The organism is Ochrobactrum sp. A-1, assembly GCF_022488005.1.
Taxonomy (GTDB): Bacteria; Pseudomonadota; Alphaproteobacteria; order Rhizobiales; family Rhizobiaceae; genus Brucella.
In genome coordinates this window covers 535,673-548,842 of sequence record NZ_JAKVQC010000007.1, presented here as the reverse complement: position 1 = coordinate 548,842, position 13,170 = coordinate 535,673, and the positions used below count along the sequence as shown (strand labels likewise).

The following is a 13,170-nucleotide window of genomic DNA, read 5'->3' as shown; positions in this document are numbered from 1 at the left end:
ACTATTTAAGGGGCCAAAAGAACATCAATGTGGGAACCGTCACAATCGCGATAATGATTGATAGCGGTAATCCCAGACGTGGATAATCACTAAATTTATAACCACCTGGCCCCATGACCAGCGTATTGCATTGATGGCCAATCGGCGTGAGGAAGTCACATCCCGCACCGATAGCAACTGCCATCAGAAAGGCCTCCGGCTTAAAACCGAGTCCAGAAGCAAAACTTGTTGCTATGGGAGCCATGACGAGCACAGTTGCGGCATTGTTGAGAAATGGTGTCACCATCATTGCCGCCACAAGGATGAGCGCCAATGCACCTGCTGGCGGCAATTGATGACCGATTGTGGCGAGTCCTTCTGCTATGAGATCCGTGCCGCCGGTTGTTCTCAACGCATCCGAAACAGGGATAAGTGCAGCAAGCATGACCAGAATTGGGCCATCAATTTCATCATAGACCTCGTTGAGAGGGATCACTTTGAATAACAGCATAGCGACGGCAGCGGCAAAGAAAGCGATCGCCACTGGCACAAGACTTAAAGCGGTTGCCCCGATGGCAGCAATCAGAATAGCGAGCGGGATCAATCCGCGTCTAACGCTACCGAGCATCAGTTTGCGACGGGCAAGCGGCAGCAATTCGAACTCCGGCAGGAAGGTAGATAGATTTGCTTGTCTGCCTTGCAACACGATCACATCGCCGAAGCGCAGAATGACCTCACTGAGACGTTCTGTAATGCGTTCACCTGGTCTGCTGACTGCCAGCAAGTTGAGGTCATAGCGCGCGAATAGGGCAAGTCGCTGGGCCGTCAGTCCAATGAGGCGCGAGTTCTTTCCTATAACAGCTTCCACGACCTCGATGTCGGTGGAGCCGCTAGTCTCGGAGGGATTCCGGTTTTCGGATAATGTGAGTTTTCCGGCGCTTATGATCGCATCGAGCGCCTTTGGATCTCCTTCGAGAAGGACGACATCTCCTTCGGTCAGCAGGGTGTCGGGAAGCGGCGTCAATCGCTGATCGTTGCGTATGATGGAAGTCACCATCGCTTCGCCTTCGGCGGCCTTGATGAGATCGGTCACGCGCTTGCCGGTCATCGTAGAAGCTTTGGTGATGCGTGCTTCAGAGGCGTAATTCTTGATCTTGATTGCCTCGTCCAGCGATACGTTTTCGCGAGTGCGTTGTGGAACGAGCCAATAAAAAAGCGTGAGATAGATGAGCCCTACCGCTGACAGCACGGCACCGACGGGGGTGAAGTCAAACATGGTGAATGGTTCGCCGACCATCTCGCCACGTATACGAGAAACGACGATATTCGGCGAAGTACCTACTTGGGTCATCAAACCGCCAAGCAGTGCACCGAATGCCATGGGCATGAGAAAGGTCGATGGTGAAACGTTGGACCGGCGCGCAAACTGAAAAGCGACTGGGATCATGATTGCCAGCGCACCGACGTTCTTCACAAAGGCGGAAAGAACGGTAACGACTGCTACCAGAACGACGAGCTGTAGTCTGACGCTGTTCATTTCTGGCAAGAACCGTTGGACTGCCGCTTGCATGAGACCTGAACGTGCGACGCCTGCGCTCACCACCAAGGCACTGCCAACAATGATGACAATATCATCGCTGAAACCTGAGAAAGCCTGATCGAAGGGGACGACCCCAACAGCTATCGCCAGGAGGAGCGCACAGAGTGCAACGACATCATAGCGGAATTTGCCCCAGATAAACGCCCCCATCATGAGTATGATTACTGCGAAGGAGAGTATCTGCTGATGCGTCATCTATCGGAATTTCCTCACCGGCGGAAAAATATTCCACCTCTGTGTAGCCGATAAATTCTAAAACAGAAATCGATTATTATAGCGGGTTGCGTCCTTTTGAAGGACGCAACCCGCTATAATGTCAATTATTTAAGCGCTGACCGTCACCGCCGAAAACATGCACATTTCCTGCGAGTGCACCAACTCTGACCGTTTCGTCAATATTATGTGTCGATCGTCCAGCAACGCGGAAAATAAGCGGCTTGCCATCCGGCAAGGCAGCATGGATGTAGCTTTCTGCACCGACAAGTTCGACAGCCTCAATACGGACGGTCGTGTTGAAACCGTCAGCATCTGCCTCCCCGTCTTCCAGGATGCGGATATCTTCTGGACGAACGCCGATGGTGAAATTCCCGGCAGGTGCTTTCACAGCGCTACCGGTTTTCCAGCCAGTGGATTCTCCGCTTTGCAGCAGGTTCATCGACGGTGAGCCGATAAATGTTGCAACGAATGTGGATGCTGGCTTTTCATAAAGTTCAATCGGCGTGCCGACCTGTTCGATGTGGCCAGCATTTAGCACGACGAGGCGGTCAGCCATGGTCATGGCCTCCATCTGGTCATGGGTGACATAAACGCTCGTAGTGCCGAGCGAACGCTGCAGACGCTTGATTTCAACACGCATCTGAACGCGTAATTTTGCGTCCAGGTTAGAAAGCGGTTCATCGAAGAGGAACGCTGCTGGTTCACGTACAATGGCGCGCCCCATGGCGACACGTTGGCGTTGGCCACCAGAAAGTTGACGCGGCTTGCGCTCAAGAAATTGTTCAATTTCGAGTGCCTTAGCAGCCTTCGCTATGCGACGTTCAATTTCGTCTTTTGGCGTTTTGCGGTTTTTCAAGCCGTAAGCAAGATTTTCGCGAACCGTCATATGCGGGTAGAGCGCATAATTCTGGAACACCATGGCGATATCGCGTTCAGCAGGTTCAACATCATTGACCACGCGGTCGCCAATAGAGATGGTGCCGGATGTAATACCCTCAAGACCAGCTATCATACGCAGGAGTGTGGATTTACCGCAGCCCGATGGGCCTACCAGTACTACAAATTCGCCGTCGTTGATCTCCAGCGATACGCCTTTGATGACTTCGACATTGCCGCCATAGCTCTTGCGGACGTTATCAAGAACGATTTTGCTCATTACTTTTCCGTTTCAACGAGACCTTTGACGAACCAGCGCTGCATCAGCACCACAACGAGGATCGGTGGGATGATGGCCAGAATGGCTGTTACCATGACGTAATTCCACGGCGTGGACGCATCGGCCCAGTCAACCATGCGGCGCAAGCCGATGATGATCGTGTTCATCTTGGCGTCATTGGTAACAAGCAGCGGCCACAGATACTGGGTCCATCCATAAATGAAGAGAATGACGAAAAGTGCTGCAATATTCGTCTTTGAAAGGGGAAGCAGGATATCCCGCATGAAACGGAATGGCCCAGCGTTGTCGATACGCGCTGCTTCAACCAGTTCACCGGGAATGGTGAGGAAAAACTGACGGAACAGGAAAGTCGCGGTCGCAGACGCCATCAGCGGTAGCGTAAGCCCGGCATAGGTATCGATCAAACCGAGATCCACAATCACCTTGTAGGTCGGCAGGATACGAACCTCTACCGGCAGCATCAAGGTTATGAAGATCATCCAGAAGAAAAACATACGTAGCGGAAAGCGAAAAAACACAATCGCGAAGGCCGACATGAACGAGATGATGATCTTGCCGACGGCGATGGCCATGGCGACCACGAACGAGTTCCAGAGAAGCCGCTCGAGACTGACGCCGACAACGCGTTCCACGCCACCGAAGATGGCCTCGCCGTAGTTTTCTACGAAATGGTCGCCTGGCAACAACGAAATCGGCGGGCGAATGATCTGTGTCGAAGTCATCGTCGAAGCGACGAAGGTATAGTAGATCGGAAAGGCGACGATAATAATGCCTACGATCAGGATGAGGTGGCCGATCAGGTTTGAGACTGGGCGTTTTTCTATCATTGTCGCCTCACTCACGAATAATGTACGCGCTTCTCGACGAAGCGGAACTGGAAGGCGGTCAAGGCAATAACGATTGCCATCAAAATGACGGACTGTGCCGAAGAGGAACCTAGGTTCAAGTTGACGAAGCCATCATTGTAAACTTTGTAGACCAGCGTTTCGGTGGCTCTGGCTGGTCCCCCGCCTGTCACGGCATGGATGATGCCGAATGTGTCGAAGAAGGCGTAGACAGTGTTCACGACCAGCAGGAAGAATGAAGTCGGTGCAAGAAGCGGAAATACAATAGACCAGAATCGTCGCGATCCTCGCGCGCCATCGATGGCGGCTGCTTCGATCAACGATTTAGGAATTGCCTGTAACCCTGCAACAAAGAACAGGAAGTTATAAGAAATTTGCTTCCATGCAGCTGCCACGACGACTAAGCCCATGGCCTGATTATCATCAAGCAGCGGGTCCCATGCGATGCCATTACGGCGCAAAATATAGGCAAAGGTGCCCATCGCCGGGTTGAACATGAAGAGCCACAACATGCCTGCGACGGCGGGAGCCACAGCATAAGGCCAGATCAGGAGCGTACGATAAAACGTCTTGCCGCGGATAACGCGATCTGCCGCCGTTGCAAGTAATAGTGCTGCACCCATCGCAAGCAGTGCGGTCAGGACATTGAAGACAATCGTTACTCTGAACGAGTGTAGATAGTTGGGGTCGGCCAGAACGGTTGTGAAGTTGGCCAGTCCCACAAAGGTAGACTTCAATCCGAATGCGTCTTCACGCATGAAGGACTGATAAATTGCCTGACTGGCTGGCCAGAAGAAAAACACCACTGTCAGAACGATCTGTGGGGCCAGCAGGAAATAGGGCAAGATTTTATTCGGAAAGGTAACTTTCTGCACGGGGAGCGTCCTCGTGGGTAACAAGGCCGCCTGCCACAGAGACAGGCGGCGTTGTGTCAATGTGATCGATTACTGAGCTGCGGCAATCGCGTCGTTAGCGCGCTTGACGCCGTTTTCGAGCGCCGTTTTCGCATCCTGCTTGCCGCCGAGCATGGCTTCGAATTCTTCGTTCAGAATATCGCGAACCTGCGGCAGGTTGATGAGGCGAACACCCTTTGAATTTTCGGTCGGTGCCTTGCCCATCATCTGGAGGATAGGTGTCTCACGGCCCGGATTTTTTTCATAGAAATCCGACTTTTTGGTTTCTTCGTAAGCAGCCAGTGTTACGGGTAGATAGCCGGACTTTTCGTGCAGCTTGACCTGGATTTTGGTCTGCGAAAGGAAGTTGAAGAATTCTGCAACACCCTTGTACTGTTCGTCGCTGAGGCCGGCGAAGACCCAGAGGGCCGCACCGCCAGGGATCGTGTTCTGCGGGCCGTGACCTTCATAATAAGGCAGCTGGCCGATACCGTAATTGATGCCGGACTTTACGACATCTCCGAGGCCGCCGGAGGATTCGGTCAACATTGCGCATTCACCGGAGGTGAAAAGCTGCTTGGCTTCCGATGTGCGGCCGCCATAGCGGAACGTGCCGTCTTTCGCGAGATCGGCAATCGACTGGAAGTGCTGGATGTAAAGCGGTGAATTGATTTCGAGCTTTACATCGGTTCCACCAAGGCCGTTTTCATTGGTGCCATAAGGGACGTTGTTCCAGGCAGCGAAGTTTTCGGTCTGAATCCAGGTCAGCCATGTGGAGGTGAAACCGCAGGGTGCTGCGCCGCTAGACTTGATCTTCTTGGCAGCTTCGAAAACTTCCGGCCAGGTCTTTGGCGGATTGTTTTCATCAAGGCCAGCCTTCTTGAAAGCGTCCTTGTTGTAATAAAGGATTGGCGACGAGGAATTGTACGGGAAAGACAGCATGGTGCCATCCGGCTTCGAATAGTAAGCGACGATGCCGGGCAGATATTGCGACTTGTCGAACTTGAAGCCGCCCTTTTCCAAAACTTCAGCAGCAGGAACCACAGCACCTTCAGCAGCCATCATGACACCGCTGCCAGCATCGAAGACCTGAAGGATTGCAGGCGGCTGCTTGGAACGAAACGCGGCGATGCCGGCATTCAACGTTTCGGGGTAGGTTCCCTTATAGACGGGAACGATTTTGTATTCGCTCTGGCTTTCGTTGAACTCTTTCGAAAGCTCATTGACCATTTCGTTGTTGGCACCGGTCATGCCGTGCCACCATGCCAGTTCCGTCTGGGCGAATGCCTGCGAACCGATGGTGAGGGCGAGGGCGCTCGTCAGCGCCGAAGTCGTAATCAGACGGATAAGCATGTTTCCTCCTCGAGTGTGAGATTGCGTGAACATTCGAGCTCCTTGGTGAGGGTCTCAAAGTTCCGACATCTGCGATATATTCGTTGCACTTATATGAATGCAATTTTTGCCAAAGGATCAACCTTCGATTCTCCCAATGGCAGAATAAATACGAAAACGATAGCATTCGAAATGAAAAAAAACGAAAGGCAAGTGATAATCGTGGGGAGAACGTGCGTATAATTGAGGAGTTGGGAAAGTTGCCCTATGCCATTCTCATATGATGATTGCAGGTTTGCTGGCCGGCGGATTGACCAACGCCGCAGAGTGAATTGATATATGCCTTTCGAATCTGGCCGACGGTTTTATTGAGTTTTGCCTTCAATCGGATCGGACATTACCCAACTTGCTGACAGGTGAACTTATGCCGAGTGACGATCGCAGGAAAAGTCGCGTTACGCTTCTGGATGTGGCACGCCACGCCAGTGTATCACGCGCAACAGCTTCCCTCGTCATCCGCAAAAGCCCGTTGGTGGGAGCGGCGACGCGCGAAAAGGTGGAAAAAGCCCTAAAGGAGTTGGGCTATGTCTACAACATGGGGGCCGCTAGTCTCCGGGTAGAGCGATCGAATACGGTTGGCGTCATCGTGCCTACCCTCGGCAATCCATTTTACGGCGAATTGCTTTCGGGAATAGACAGTGTTGTGGGTGAAGCGGGGCTGGTCGTCCTTCTGGCAAACAGTCACGAGAACTTCGCTAACCAAAGTATTCTCATGCAGCGCATGCGTGAGCACGGCGTTGATGGCGTGATCATGTCGCCGACTGCAGAAACAGCGCCGGAATTCATCGAACAAATCGCTGACTGGGGCTTGCCTGTGGTGCAGGTGCTGCGCCATGTGACTGATCGAATTGACTATGCAGGCGTTGATTACGCAGGCGGTATGCGACAGGCGGTCAATCATCTTGCCAGGCTTGGGCACAGAACAATCGCATTTGCTGTACATGGCCCGATTCATTCAGCATATCGCGAGCGTGTCGAAGGTTTTCGTGATGCTATGCAACGACAAGGTCTTGATGCAGGGATGATTGTTCGTTTTCCGCATACAATGCCGGAAATTGCCAAAGCTGCTCCGATACTCTTTCAGGAAGGCCGCGAGCCGACGGCGGCGATCTGCTTCAATGATGTGATTGCGCTGGGCCTTTCTGCGGGACTTTATGATTGCAGGAGAAAAGTCGGTGAGGACTTCTCACTGATAGGCTTCGATGACGTAAGCGATGCGGAAGCGACGCGTCCGCGCTTGAGTTCTGTATCAACTCGACCTGTTACAGTGGGCCAGAATGCCGCGAGATTGCTTCTGTCCCGTTTGGCAAGCCCAAAAACCGAAGCGCAACGGATTGTTAGTGAAACATATCTGCAGGTAAGGCAGTCCTGCGGACCGGTAAAAGCGTCTGTCATCTAATCCGAATTAATGATTGACGAGTGAGGTCAAACACATTTAGATCGATCTAAATTTATTGCCGTCGGGAGGAAAAGTCGGCATAATTCGTGTACCGGGAGGTTCAGCATTGTATAATTTCAACTTCGCGCCCGTTTTCGCGTCGATGGATAAGCTGCTTGTCGGCGCATGGCAGACAATTGAGCTTTCCTGCGCCGCTATGGTGCTCGGCCTCATAGTCTCGATTGTCTGCGCGGTCGGCAAGACTTCCGGACCAAAGCCGGTGCGCTTCATTATCGATGCTTACATCGAAATTATCCGCAATACGCCGTTTCTGGTGCAGATTTTTTTCATCTTTTTTGGGTTGCCTTCCGCTGGTTTGCGATTGTCGCCCAACAGCGCAGCGCTGCTTGCGCTGGTGGTGAATTTTGGTGCCTACGGCACGGAGATTATTCGCGCAGGTATTGAATCCATTCATAAAGGTCAGGTGGAAGCGGGAACGGCACTTGGCCTCTCCAAACTGCAGGTCTTTCGCTATGTCATCATGAAACCGGCTTTGCGAACGGTTTATCCGTCACTGACCAGCCAATTCATCTATCTGATGCTGACTTCGAGTGTTGTCTCTGTGATCTCCGCCAACGAGCTTGCGGCCGCCGGTAACGATCTCCAGTCGGCAACCTTTGCGAGTTTCGAGGTCTATATCGTTATCACGCTGATGTACCTTGTCATGTCCATCGGTTTCTCGGCCATTTTTGCGCTGATCGAGAAGGTGGCATTCAGATATCCGTTGAGCCGATAGGAGCAGGCTATGATCAGACCTTTCGGTTGGAACGAATTCCTCATTATCGTCTATGCAGCGCAATGGACTATCGCTCTTTCTGCTATTGCTTTTGTCGGTGGCGGAATCGGTGGATTGCTTGTCGCGCTGATGCGCGTCTCTGACGCTCGGGTTCCACGTTACATCGCACTCGGCTTCATACGGCTGTTTCAGGGGACGCCGCTTCTCATGCAGCTATTCCTGGTGTTTTTCGGCCTGAATATTTTTGGTCTGGGCATCAATCCGTGGATTGCAGCGACGATTGCGCTGACATTGCACGCCAGTGCTTTTCTTGGAGAGATTTGGCGCGGTTGTATTGATGCAGTGCCGCCCGGCCAACGTGAAGCGGCTACGGCGCTGGGGCTGCGCTACTATAATCGTATGCGCTACGTAATCCTGCCGCAAGCCGCGCGCATTTCTGTCGCGCCGACAGTGGGCTTTCTCGTGCAGCTCATCAAGGGCACGTCGCTTGCCGCTATCATTGGCTTTACGGAACTGACACGACAGGGGCAGATCATCAACAACGCAACATTCAGCCCATTCATGGTGTTCGGTACTGTGGCGGCTGTTTATTTTGTCCTTTGCTGGCCGCTATCTATTTTGGCGCGCCGTATGGAAATGAGGTTTTCTCGCGCTACAGCTCGGTAATTTGGGGGGCTTGGGAAATACAAACGGCACTTCCGACTGAATGTGGCACGATACTACATCAGCGAATGTGCCGAGAGATAATGAAACGATGCCGGTGAGGAGACCGGCTATTAATAGGGAAGGAATAAGCATGACTATCACCAGACGTTTGGCAATGGCCTTGATTGGTGCGGGCGCTCTCGCAACGGTGTTGGCACCGACAGCGTTTGCGCAGACCGTTGACGGCATCAAGTCTGCTGGCAAAATCAAGATCGGTATGCTGGTCGATTTTCCGCCATTCGGCATCATGAATACCAGCAACGAACCGGATGGCTACGATGCCGATGTTGCGAAGTTGCTGGCTAAGGAACTAGGCGTTGAAGCTCAAATCGTTCCGGTTACCGGTCCAAACCGTATTCCATATCTGCAGAGCGGACAGGTCGATGTTCTGGTTGCTTCACTCGGTATTACTGAGGAACGTGCAAAGAGCGTTGATTTCTCGCAACCCTATGCGGGAATTTCGATCGGAGTGTTTGGACCAAAAGATATTGCTGTTGCAAAGCCGGAGGATCTTTCCGGTAAAACCATCGGCGTCGCGCGCGCGTCCACACAGGACACGGCAGTAACCAAGGTAGCACCGCAGGATGCCAACATCCGTCGCTTCGATGATGATGCGAGCGCTGTGCAGGCTCTGCTTTCGGGCCAGGTTGAGTTGATCGGTCTTTCCAACGTTGTGGCTGCCGAGATCGAAAAGGCTGCGCCGGGTCGTTATGAGCAGAAAATTCAGCTCAGTCAGCAGGTGCAAGGCATCGCAGTTCGCAAAGGTTCGACTGAAATGCTCGATTTCGTCAATAAGTTTATCGAGAAGGCGAAGAGCGACGGCGAACTGAACAAGATCCATGAGAAGTGGCTCGGTACGCCTCTGCCAGATTTTGTTTCTCAGGCAAAGTAAGCTCTCGAATTTTGTCATGCCCGCCGAATGGACGGGCATGACGACCCAGTCCACGAAAGTGAGTTTCTCAACATGAACCAGACGGCTCAGGGAAAAACGAACCGGCTTCCGCAGGGTGTTTCCGATCCTGCAGTACTCATGCAGGGTGTGAATAAGTGGTATGGCACTTACCATGCTCTCAGGGATATTGATCTGAATGTCGCTCGCGGCGAGCGCATTGTGATTTGCGGTCCGTCTGGCTCGGGAAAGTCGACCCTTATCCGCTGCATCAATCAGCTGGAGACCATTCAGGAGGGCCGCATCATTGTTGACGGCCATGATCTGACGGCGGGTGGAAAGAATGTGGATATTGTCCGACAGGAAACCGGCATGGTTTTCCAGCAGTTCAATCTCTTTCCGCATATGACGGTTCTTGAGAATTGCACTTTGGCTCCGATGAAAGTGCGTGGTGTTTCCAAGTCTGAAGCCGAAAAGACAGCACGCAAATATCTGGAGCGTGTTCGCATTCCTGAACAAGCGGATAAATATCCGGCACAGCTATCCGGCGGTCAGCAACAGCGTGTGGCGATTGCACGTGCACTCTGCATGAATCCCAAGATCATGCTTTTCGATGAACCGACTTCGGCACTTGATCCCGAAATGGTCAAGGAAGTTCTCGACACCATGATCGATCTCGCCAAGGAAGGTATGACCATGCTCTGCGTTACCCATGAAATGGGCTTCGCACGACAGGTGGCAGACCGTGTCATCTTCATGGATCAAGGGCAAATTCTCGAGATGGCGGAACCGGAGGAATTCTTTGGTAATCCGAAGCATGAGCGCACGAAGGCATTTATTGGTCAGATTTCCTGATCATCTCCAATAGTTTAGTAATGGAGTTTGAAGTGACGAACGAAGTTCTGCTCATAGAACCGATGATGCCGCTGATCGAAGAACGATTGGATGCGACATACAAGGTTCTCCGCCTGTACAAGCCGGAAGACAAGGCGGCCATTGATACGAGCCTCGGCACAATTCGTGCCGTTGTTGCCGGCGGTGGAACGGGGCTTTCCAACGAATGGATGGAGCGTCTGCCATCGCTTGGCCTGATCGCCATCAACGGTGTCGGGACAGACAAGGTCGATCTTGGCTTCGCGCGGGATCGGAATGTGCATGTCAGCACCACACCGGGTGTCCTGACCGATGATGTTGCCGATACGGGAATTGCCCTCATGCTGGCCGTTATGCGCCATGTTGTTACGGGCGACCAGTTTGTGCGGGAAGGCAAATGGGCGCGTCGTGAAGGATTTCCTCTCGGCGTTAGTCCGAAGGGCAAGCGGGTTGGCGTTCTAGGGCTCGGCCAGATCGGAAAATCCTTTGCGCGACGTGCGGAAGCGTTCGGCATGGAAGTGCATTATTGGAATCGCTCGCCTGTCGCTGGTACAAACTGGATTGCTCATGCGACGCCGATGGAACTTGCGCAGCAGAGCGACGTGCTCGCGGTTTGCGTCGCTGCCAACCCATCGACGGCCAATATCGTCAACGCTGATGTTCTCGCAGCGCTTGGAAGTAAAGGCTTTCTGGTTAATGTGGCCCGGGGCAGTGTGGTCGATGAGGATGCGCTTCTAGCTGCTTTGAATAGCGGAACTATCGCTGGTGCCGGTCTTGATGTTTTCGTCAACGAGCCGACGATCAGGGAGGCCTTTCTGACCGCGCCAAATACGGTGCTGATGCCGCATCAGGGTAGTGCAACGGTAGAAACACGTGTCGGAATGGGCGAACTGGTACTCGCCAATCTTGCCGCGTATTTTTCCGGCGACGTCCCGCCTACCAAGGTAAACTGAGTTACTTCGATGATTGTCAGACAGGCCTTTTTTGAAGGTACTATTCATGCTGGGCGCGAGGATGCGTTCAAAGCTTATGTTGCCGATACTCTCATGCCGATGTGGCTCGCTTTTCCGGGTATCAGGGAAGTTCGTGTTCTTTACGCTGTCGAACGTGACGAAGGGGCGCCAGACTACCCGATGGTGCTTTGGACGATGTATGACAGTAGGGAGGCTTTGACGGAAGCGCTTGCTTCACCTGTTCGATATGAAAGTCGAGAGGCCACGAAGGGCCTCTTGGAAATGTTCGATGGTCATATCCATCATCACGTTTTCGATCTCACCCTTGAGGGGTGAGATCTTTCTTGTTTAAGCGCCCCATGTCCGCTCAAGGACATTGATCCAGTTTCCGTGGGCCAGCTTAACGATGGAAGCATCATCATAGCCATGTTTGCGGAAGGCTTCTATGACGAGCTGGAGATCGCTCACATCGCGAAGTGTCGAAGAAATCGTGGTGCCGTCAAAATCGGAACCCAGAGCCAGATGGTCGATCCCAATGCGATTGACGATATAATCGGCATGGCGAACAAGCTCCGTCAAATCCGTGTTTGGATCGCGTTTTCCGTCTTCACGCAGGAATGAAACGCCGAAGTTAAGTCCGACAAGGCCGCCAGTATCGCGAATGGCATCCAGTTGTTTGTCGGTCAGATTGCGGCTTTGCTGGCAAAGAGCGTGAGCATTGGAATGCGAAGCCACCAGCGGCGCATCGGAAATCGCCGCGATGTCCCAAAACCCTTTCTCATTCATATGGGAAAGATCGACCATGACTTTGAGTTCATTGCAGGCGCGAATGAGTGCTTTGCCATGATCGGTGAGGCCGGGGCCAATGTCCGGCGACGCCGGAAACCGGAACGGGATACCATAAGCAAATATATTCGGACGGCTCCATACCGGTCCGAGCGTTCGAAGGCCGGCCTCATACAAAACATACAGGGCGTCAAGGTCTTCGCTAAAGGCCTCAACACCTTCGATATGGTACACTGAAGCGAAAATGCCCTTGGCAAAAGCATCGCGAATATCGGCAGCCGTGCGGCAGATGCGGACCTTGCCTTCCGATGCCCGTTCGATCTTCAGCAAGATCGCCGACATGGCGAGCGTTGCCTTCATCGCATCCGTCTGGCTTGGCGTTGCCAGATTGCCATTGACATCCAGTTCTCGTGAAGGCGAGGGCACATATACTGCGCAAAGACCGCCGCCCAGCCCACCCTTCTGGGCGCGTGGAAGGTCGATATGTCCGACTTGCTCGCCTTGAAGAAAACGCTTTTCCGGCGCGGAAGCATCAGATGACCATAGGCGCAGCAGCACGTCGTTGTGGCCATCGAAAACGGGGATCTTCTGTTCTGTCGCCATGGGGGAGCCTTCTCAAATCAAATCCAGGATTCAAAAAGGGGTGATGGACCCAAGCGAGAAGAATTGCAAATGCGATTTCGGTCAA

13 protein-coding genes are annotated in these 13,170 nt (G+C 52.8%); 7 read left to right on the top strand and 6 right to left on the bottom strand.

The annotated features are described in order from the left end of the window. Position 1: 1 nt before the first annotated feature. The 5 genes from MKS82_RS20530 to ugpB all read right to left on the bottom strand — a co-directional run bounded on the left by MKS82_RS20530 (position 2) and on the right by ugpB (position 6,063). Positions 2–1,774, bottom strand: a complete 1,773-nt coding sequence (locus MKS82_RS20530; protein WP_109986511.1) for an SLC13 family permease — start codon at positions 1,772–1,774, stop codon at positions 2–4. A 121-nt stretch (positions 1,775–1,895) separates the two neighbouring features. Beyond that, on the bottom strand, positions 1,896–2,951 hold the full coding sequence (locus tag MKS82_RS20525) for a sn-glycerol-3-phosphate import ATP-binding protein UgpC (protein WP_109986512.1): 1,056 nt from the start codon (positions 2,949–2,951) through the stop codon (positions 1,896–1,898). Next, entirely contained in the window at positions 2,951–3,799 is an 849-nt protein-coding gene (ugpE, locus tag MKS82_RS20520) for a sn-glycerol-3-phosphate ABC transporter permease UgpE (protein WP_061347105.1), read from the bottom strand. The genes MKS82_RS20525 and ugpE overlap by 1 nt, the downstream gene beginning before the upstream one ends. An 11-nt stretch (positions 3,800–3,810) precedes the next feature. Next, the gene (ugpA, locus tag MKS82_RS20515; RefSeq protein WP_109986513.1) at positions 3,811–4,692 is read right to left on the bottom strand and encodes a sn-glycerol-3-phosphate ABC transporter permease UgpA; all 882 of its coding nucleotides are present in this window, start codon (positions 4,690–4,692) and stop codon (positions 3,811–3,813) included. A 69-nt stretch (positions 4,693–4,761) separates the two neighbouring features. Continuing rightward, on the bottom strand, positions 4,762–6,063 hold the full coding sequence (gene ugpB / locus MKS82_RS20510) for a sn-glycerol-3-phosphate ABC transporter substrate-binding protein UgpB (RefSeq protein WP_181394237.1): 1,302 nt from the start codon (positions 6,061–6,063) through the stop codon (positions 4,762–4,764). A 403-nt stretch (positions 6,064–6,466) separates the two neighbouring features. Between ugpB and MKS82_RS20505 the strand changes: the two genes are divergently transcribed. The 7 genes from MKS82_RS20505 to MKS82_RS20475 all read left to right on the top strand — a co-directional run bounded on the left by MKS82_RS20505 (position 6,467) and on the right by MKS82_RS20475 (position 12,032). Then, complete coding sequence (locus MKS82_RS20505) at positions 6,467–7,501, top strand: LacI family DNA-binding transcriptional regulator (RefSeq protein ID WP_109986514.1); 1,035 nt, start codon at positions 6,467–6,469, stop codon at positions 7,499–7,501. A 106-nt stretch (positions 7,502–7,607) separates the two neighbouring features. Next, positions 7,608–8,276 (top strand): amino acid ABC transporter permease, encoded by a 669-nt coding sequence (locus MKS82_RS20500; RefSeq protein WP_109986515.1) that lies wholly within the window; start codon positions 7,608–7,610, stop codon positions 8,274–8,276. Between the two features lie 9 nt (positions 8,277–8,285). After that, the gene (locus tag MKS82_RS20495; protein WP_109986516.1) at positions 8,286–8,942 is read left to right on the top strand and encodes an amino acid ABC transporter permease; all 657 of its coding nucleotides are present in this window, start codon (positions 8,286–8,288) and stop codon (positions 8,940–8,942) included. Between the two features lie 130 nt (positions 8,943–9,072). After that, on the top strand, positions 9,073–9,873 hold the full coding sequence (locus MKS82_RS20490; protein WP_176037821.1) for a transporter substrate-binding domain-containing protein: 801 nt from the start codon (positions 9,073–9,075) through the stop codon (positions 9,871–9,873). A 72-nt stretch (positions 9,874–9,945) separates the two neighbouring features. Next, complete coding sequence (locus tag MKS82_RS20485) at positions 9,946–10,725, top strand: amino acid ABC transporter ATP-binding protein (RefSeq protein ID WP_109986647.1); 780 nt, start codon at positions 9,946–9,948, stop codon at positions 10,723–10,725. Positions 10,726–10,745: 20 nt separating this feature from the next. Then, on the top strand, positions 10,746–11,696 hold the full coding sequence (locus MKS82_RS20480; protein WP_109986517.1) for a 2-hydroxyacid dehydrogenase: 951 nt from the start codon (positions 10,746–10,748) through the stop codon (positions 11,694–11,696). Positions 11,697–11,705: 9 nt separating this feature from the next. Further along, positions 11,706–12,032 carry a hypothetical protein gene (locus MKS82_RS20475; RefSeq protein ID WP_109986518.1) on the top strand — a complete coding sequence of 109 codons (327 nt, stop codon included), beginning with the start codon at positions 11,706–11,708 and terminating at the stop codon, positions 12,030–12,032. 12 nt (positions 12,033–12,044) lie between these two features. Here the strand turns inward: MKS82_RS20475 and MKS82_RS20470 are convergent, their stop codons facing one another. Then, the gene (locus tag MKS82_RS20470; RefSeq protein WP_109986519.1) at positions 12,045–13,085 is read right to left on the bottom strand and encodes a dipeptidase; all 1,041 of its coding nucleotides are present in this window, start codon (positions 13,083–13,085) and stop codon (positions 12,045–12,047) included. Positions 13,086–13,170: the final 85 nt, after the last annotated feature.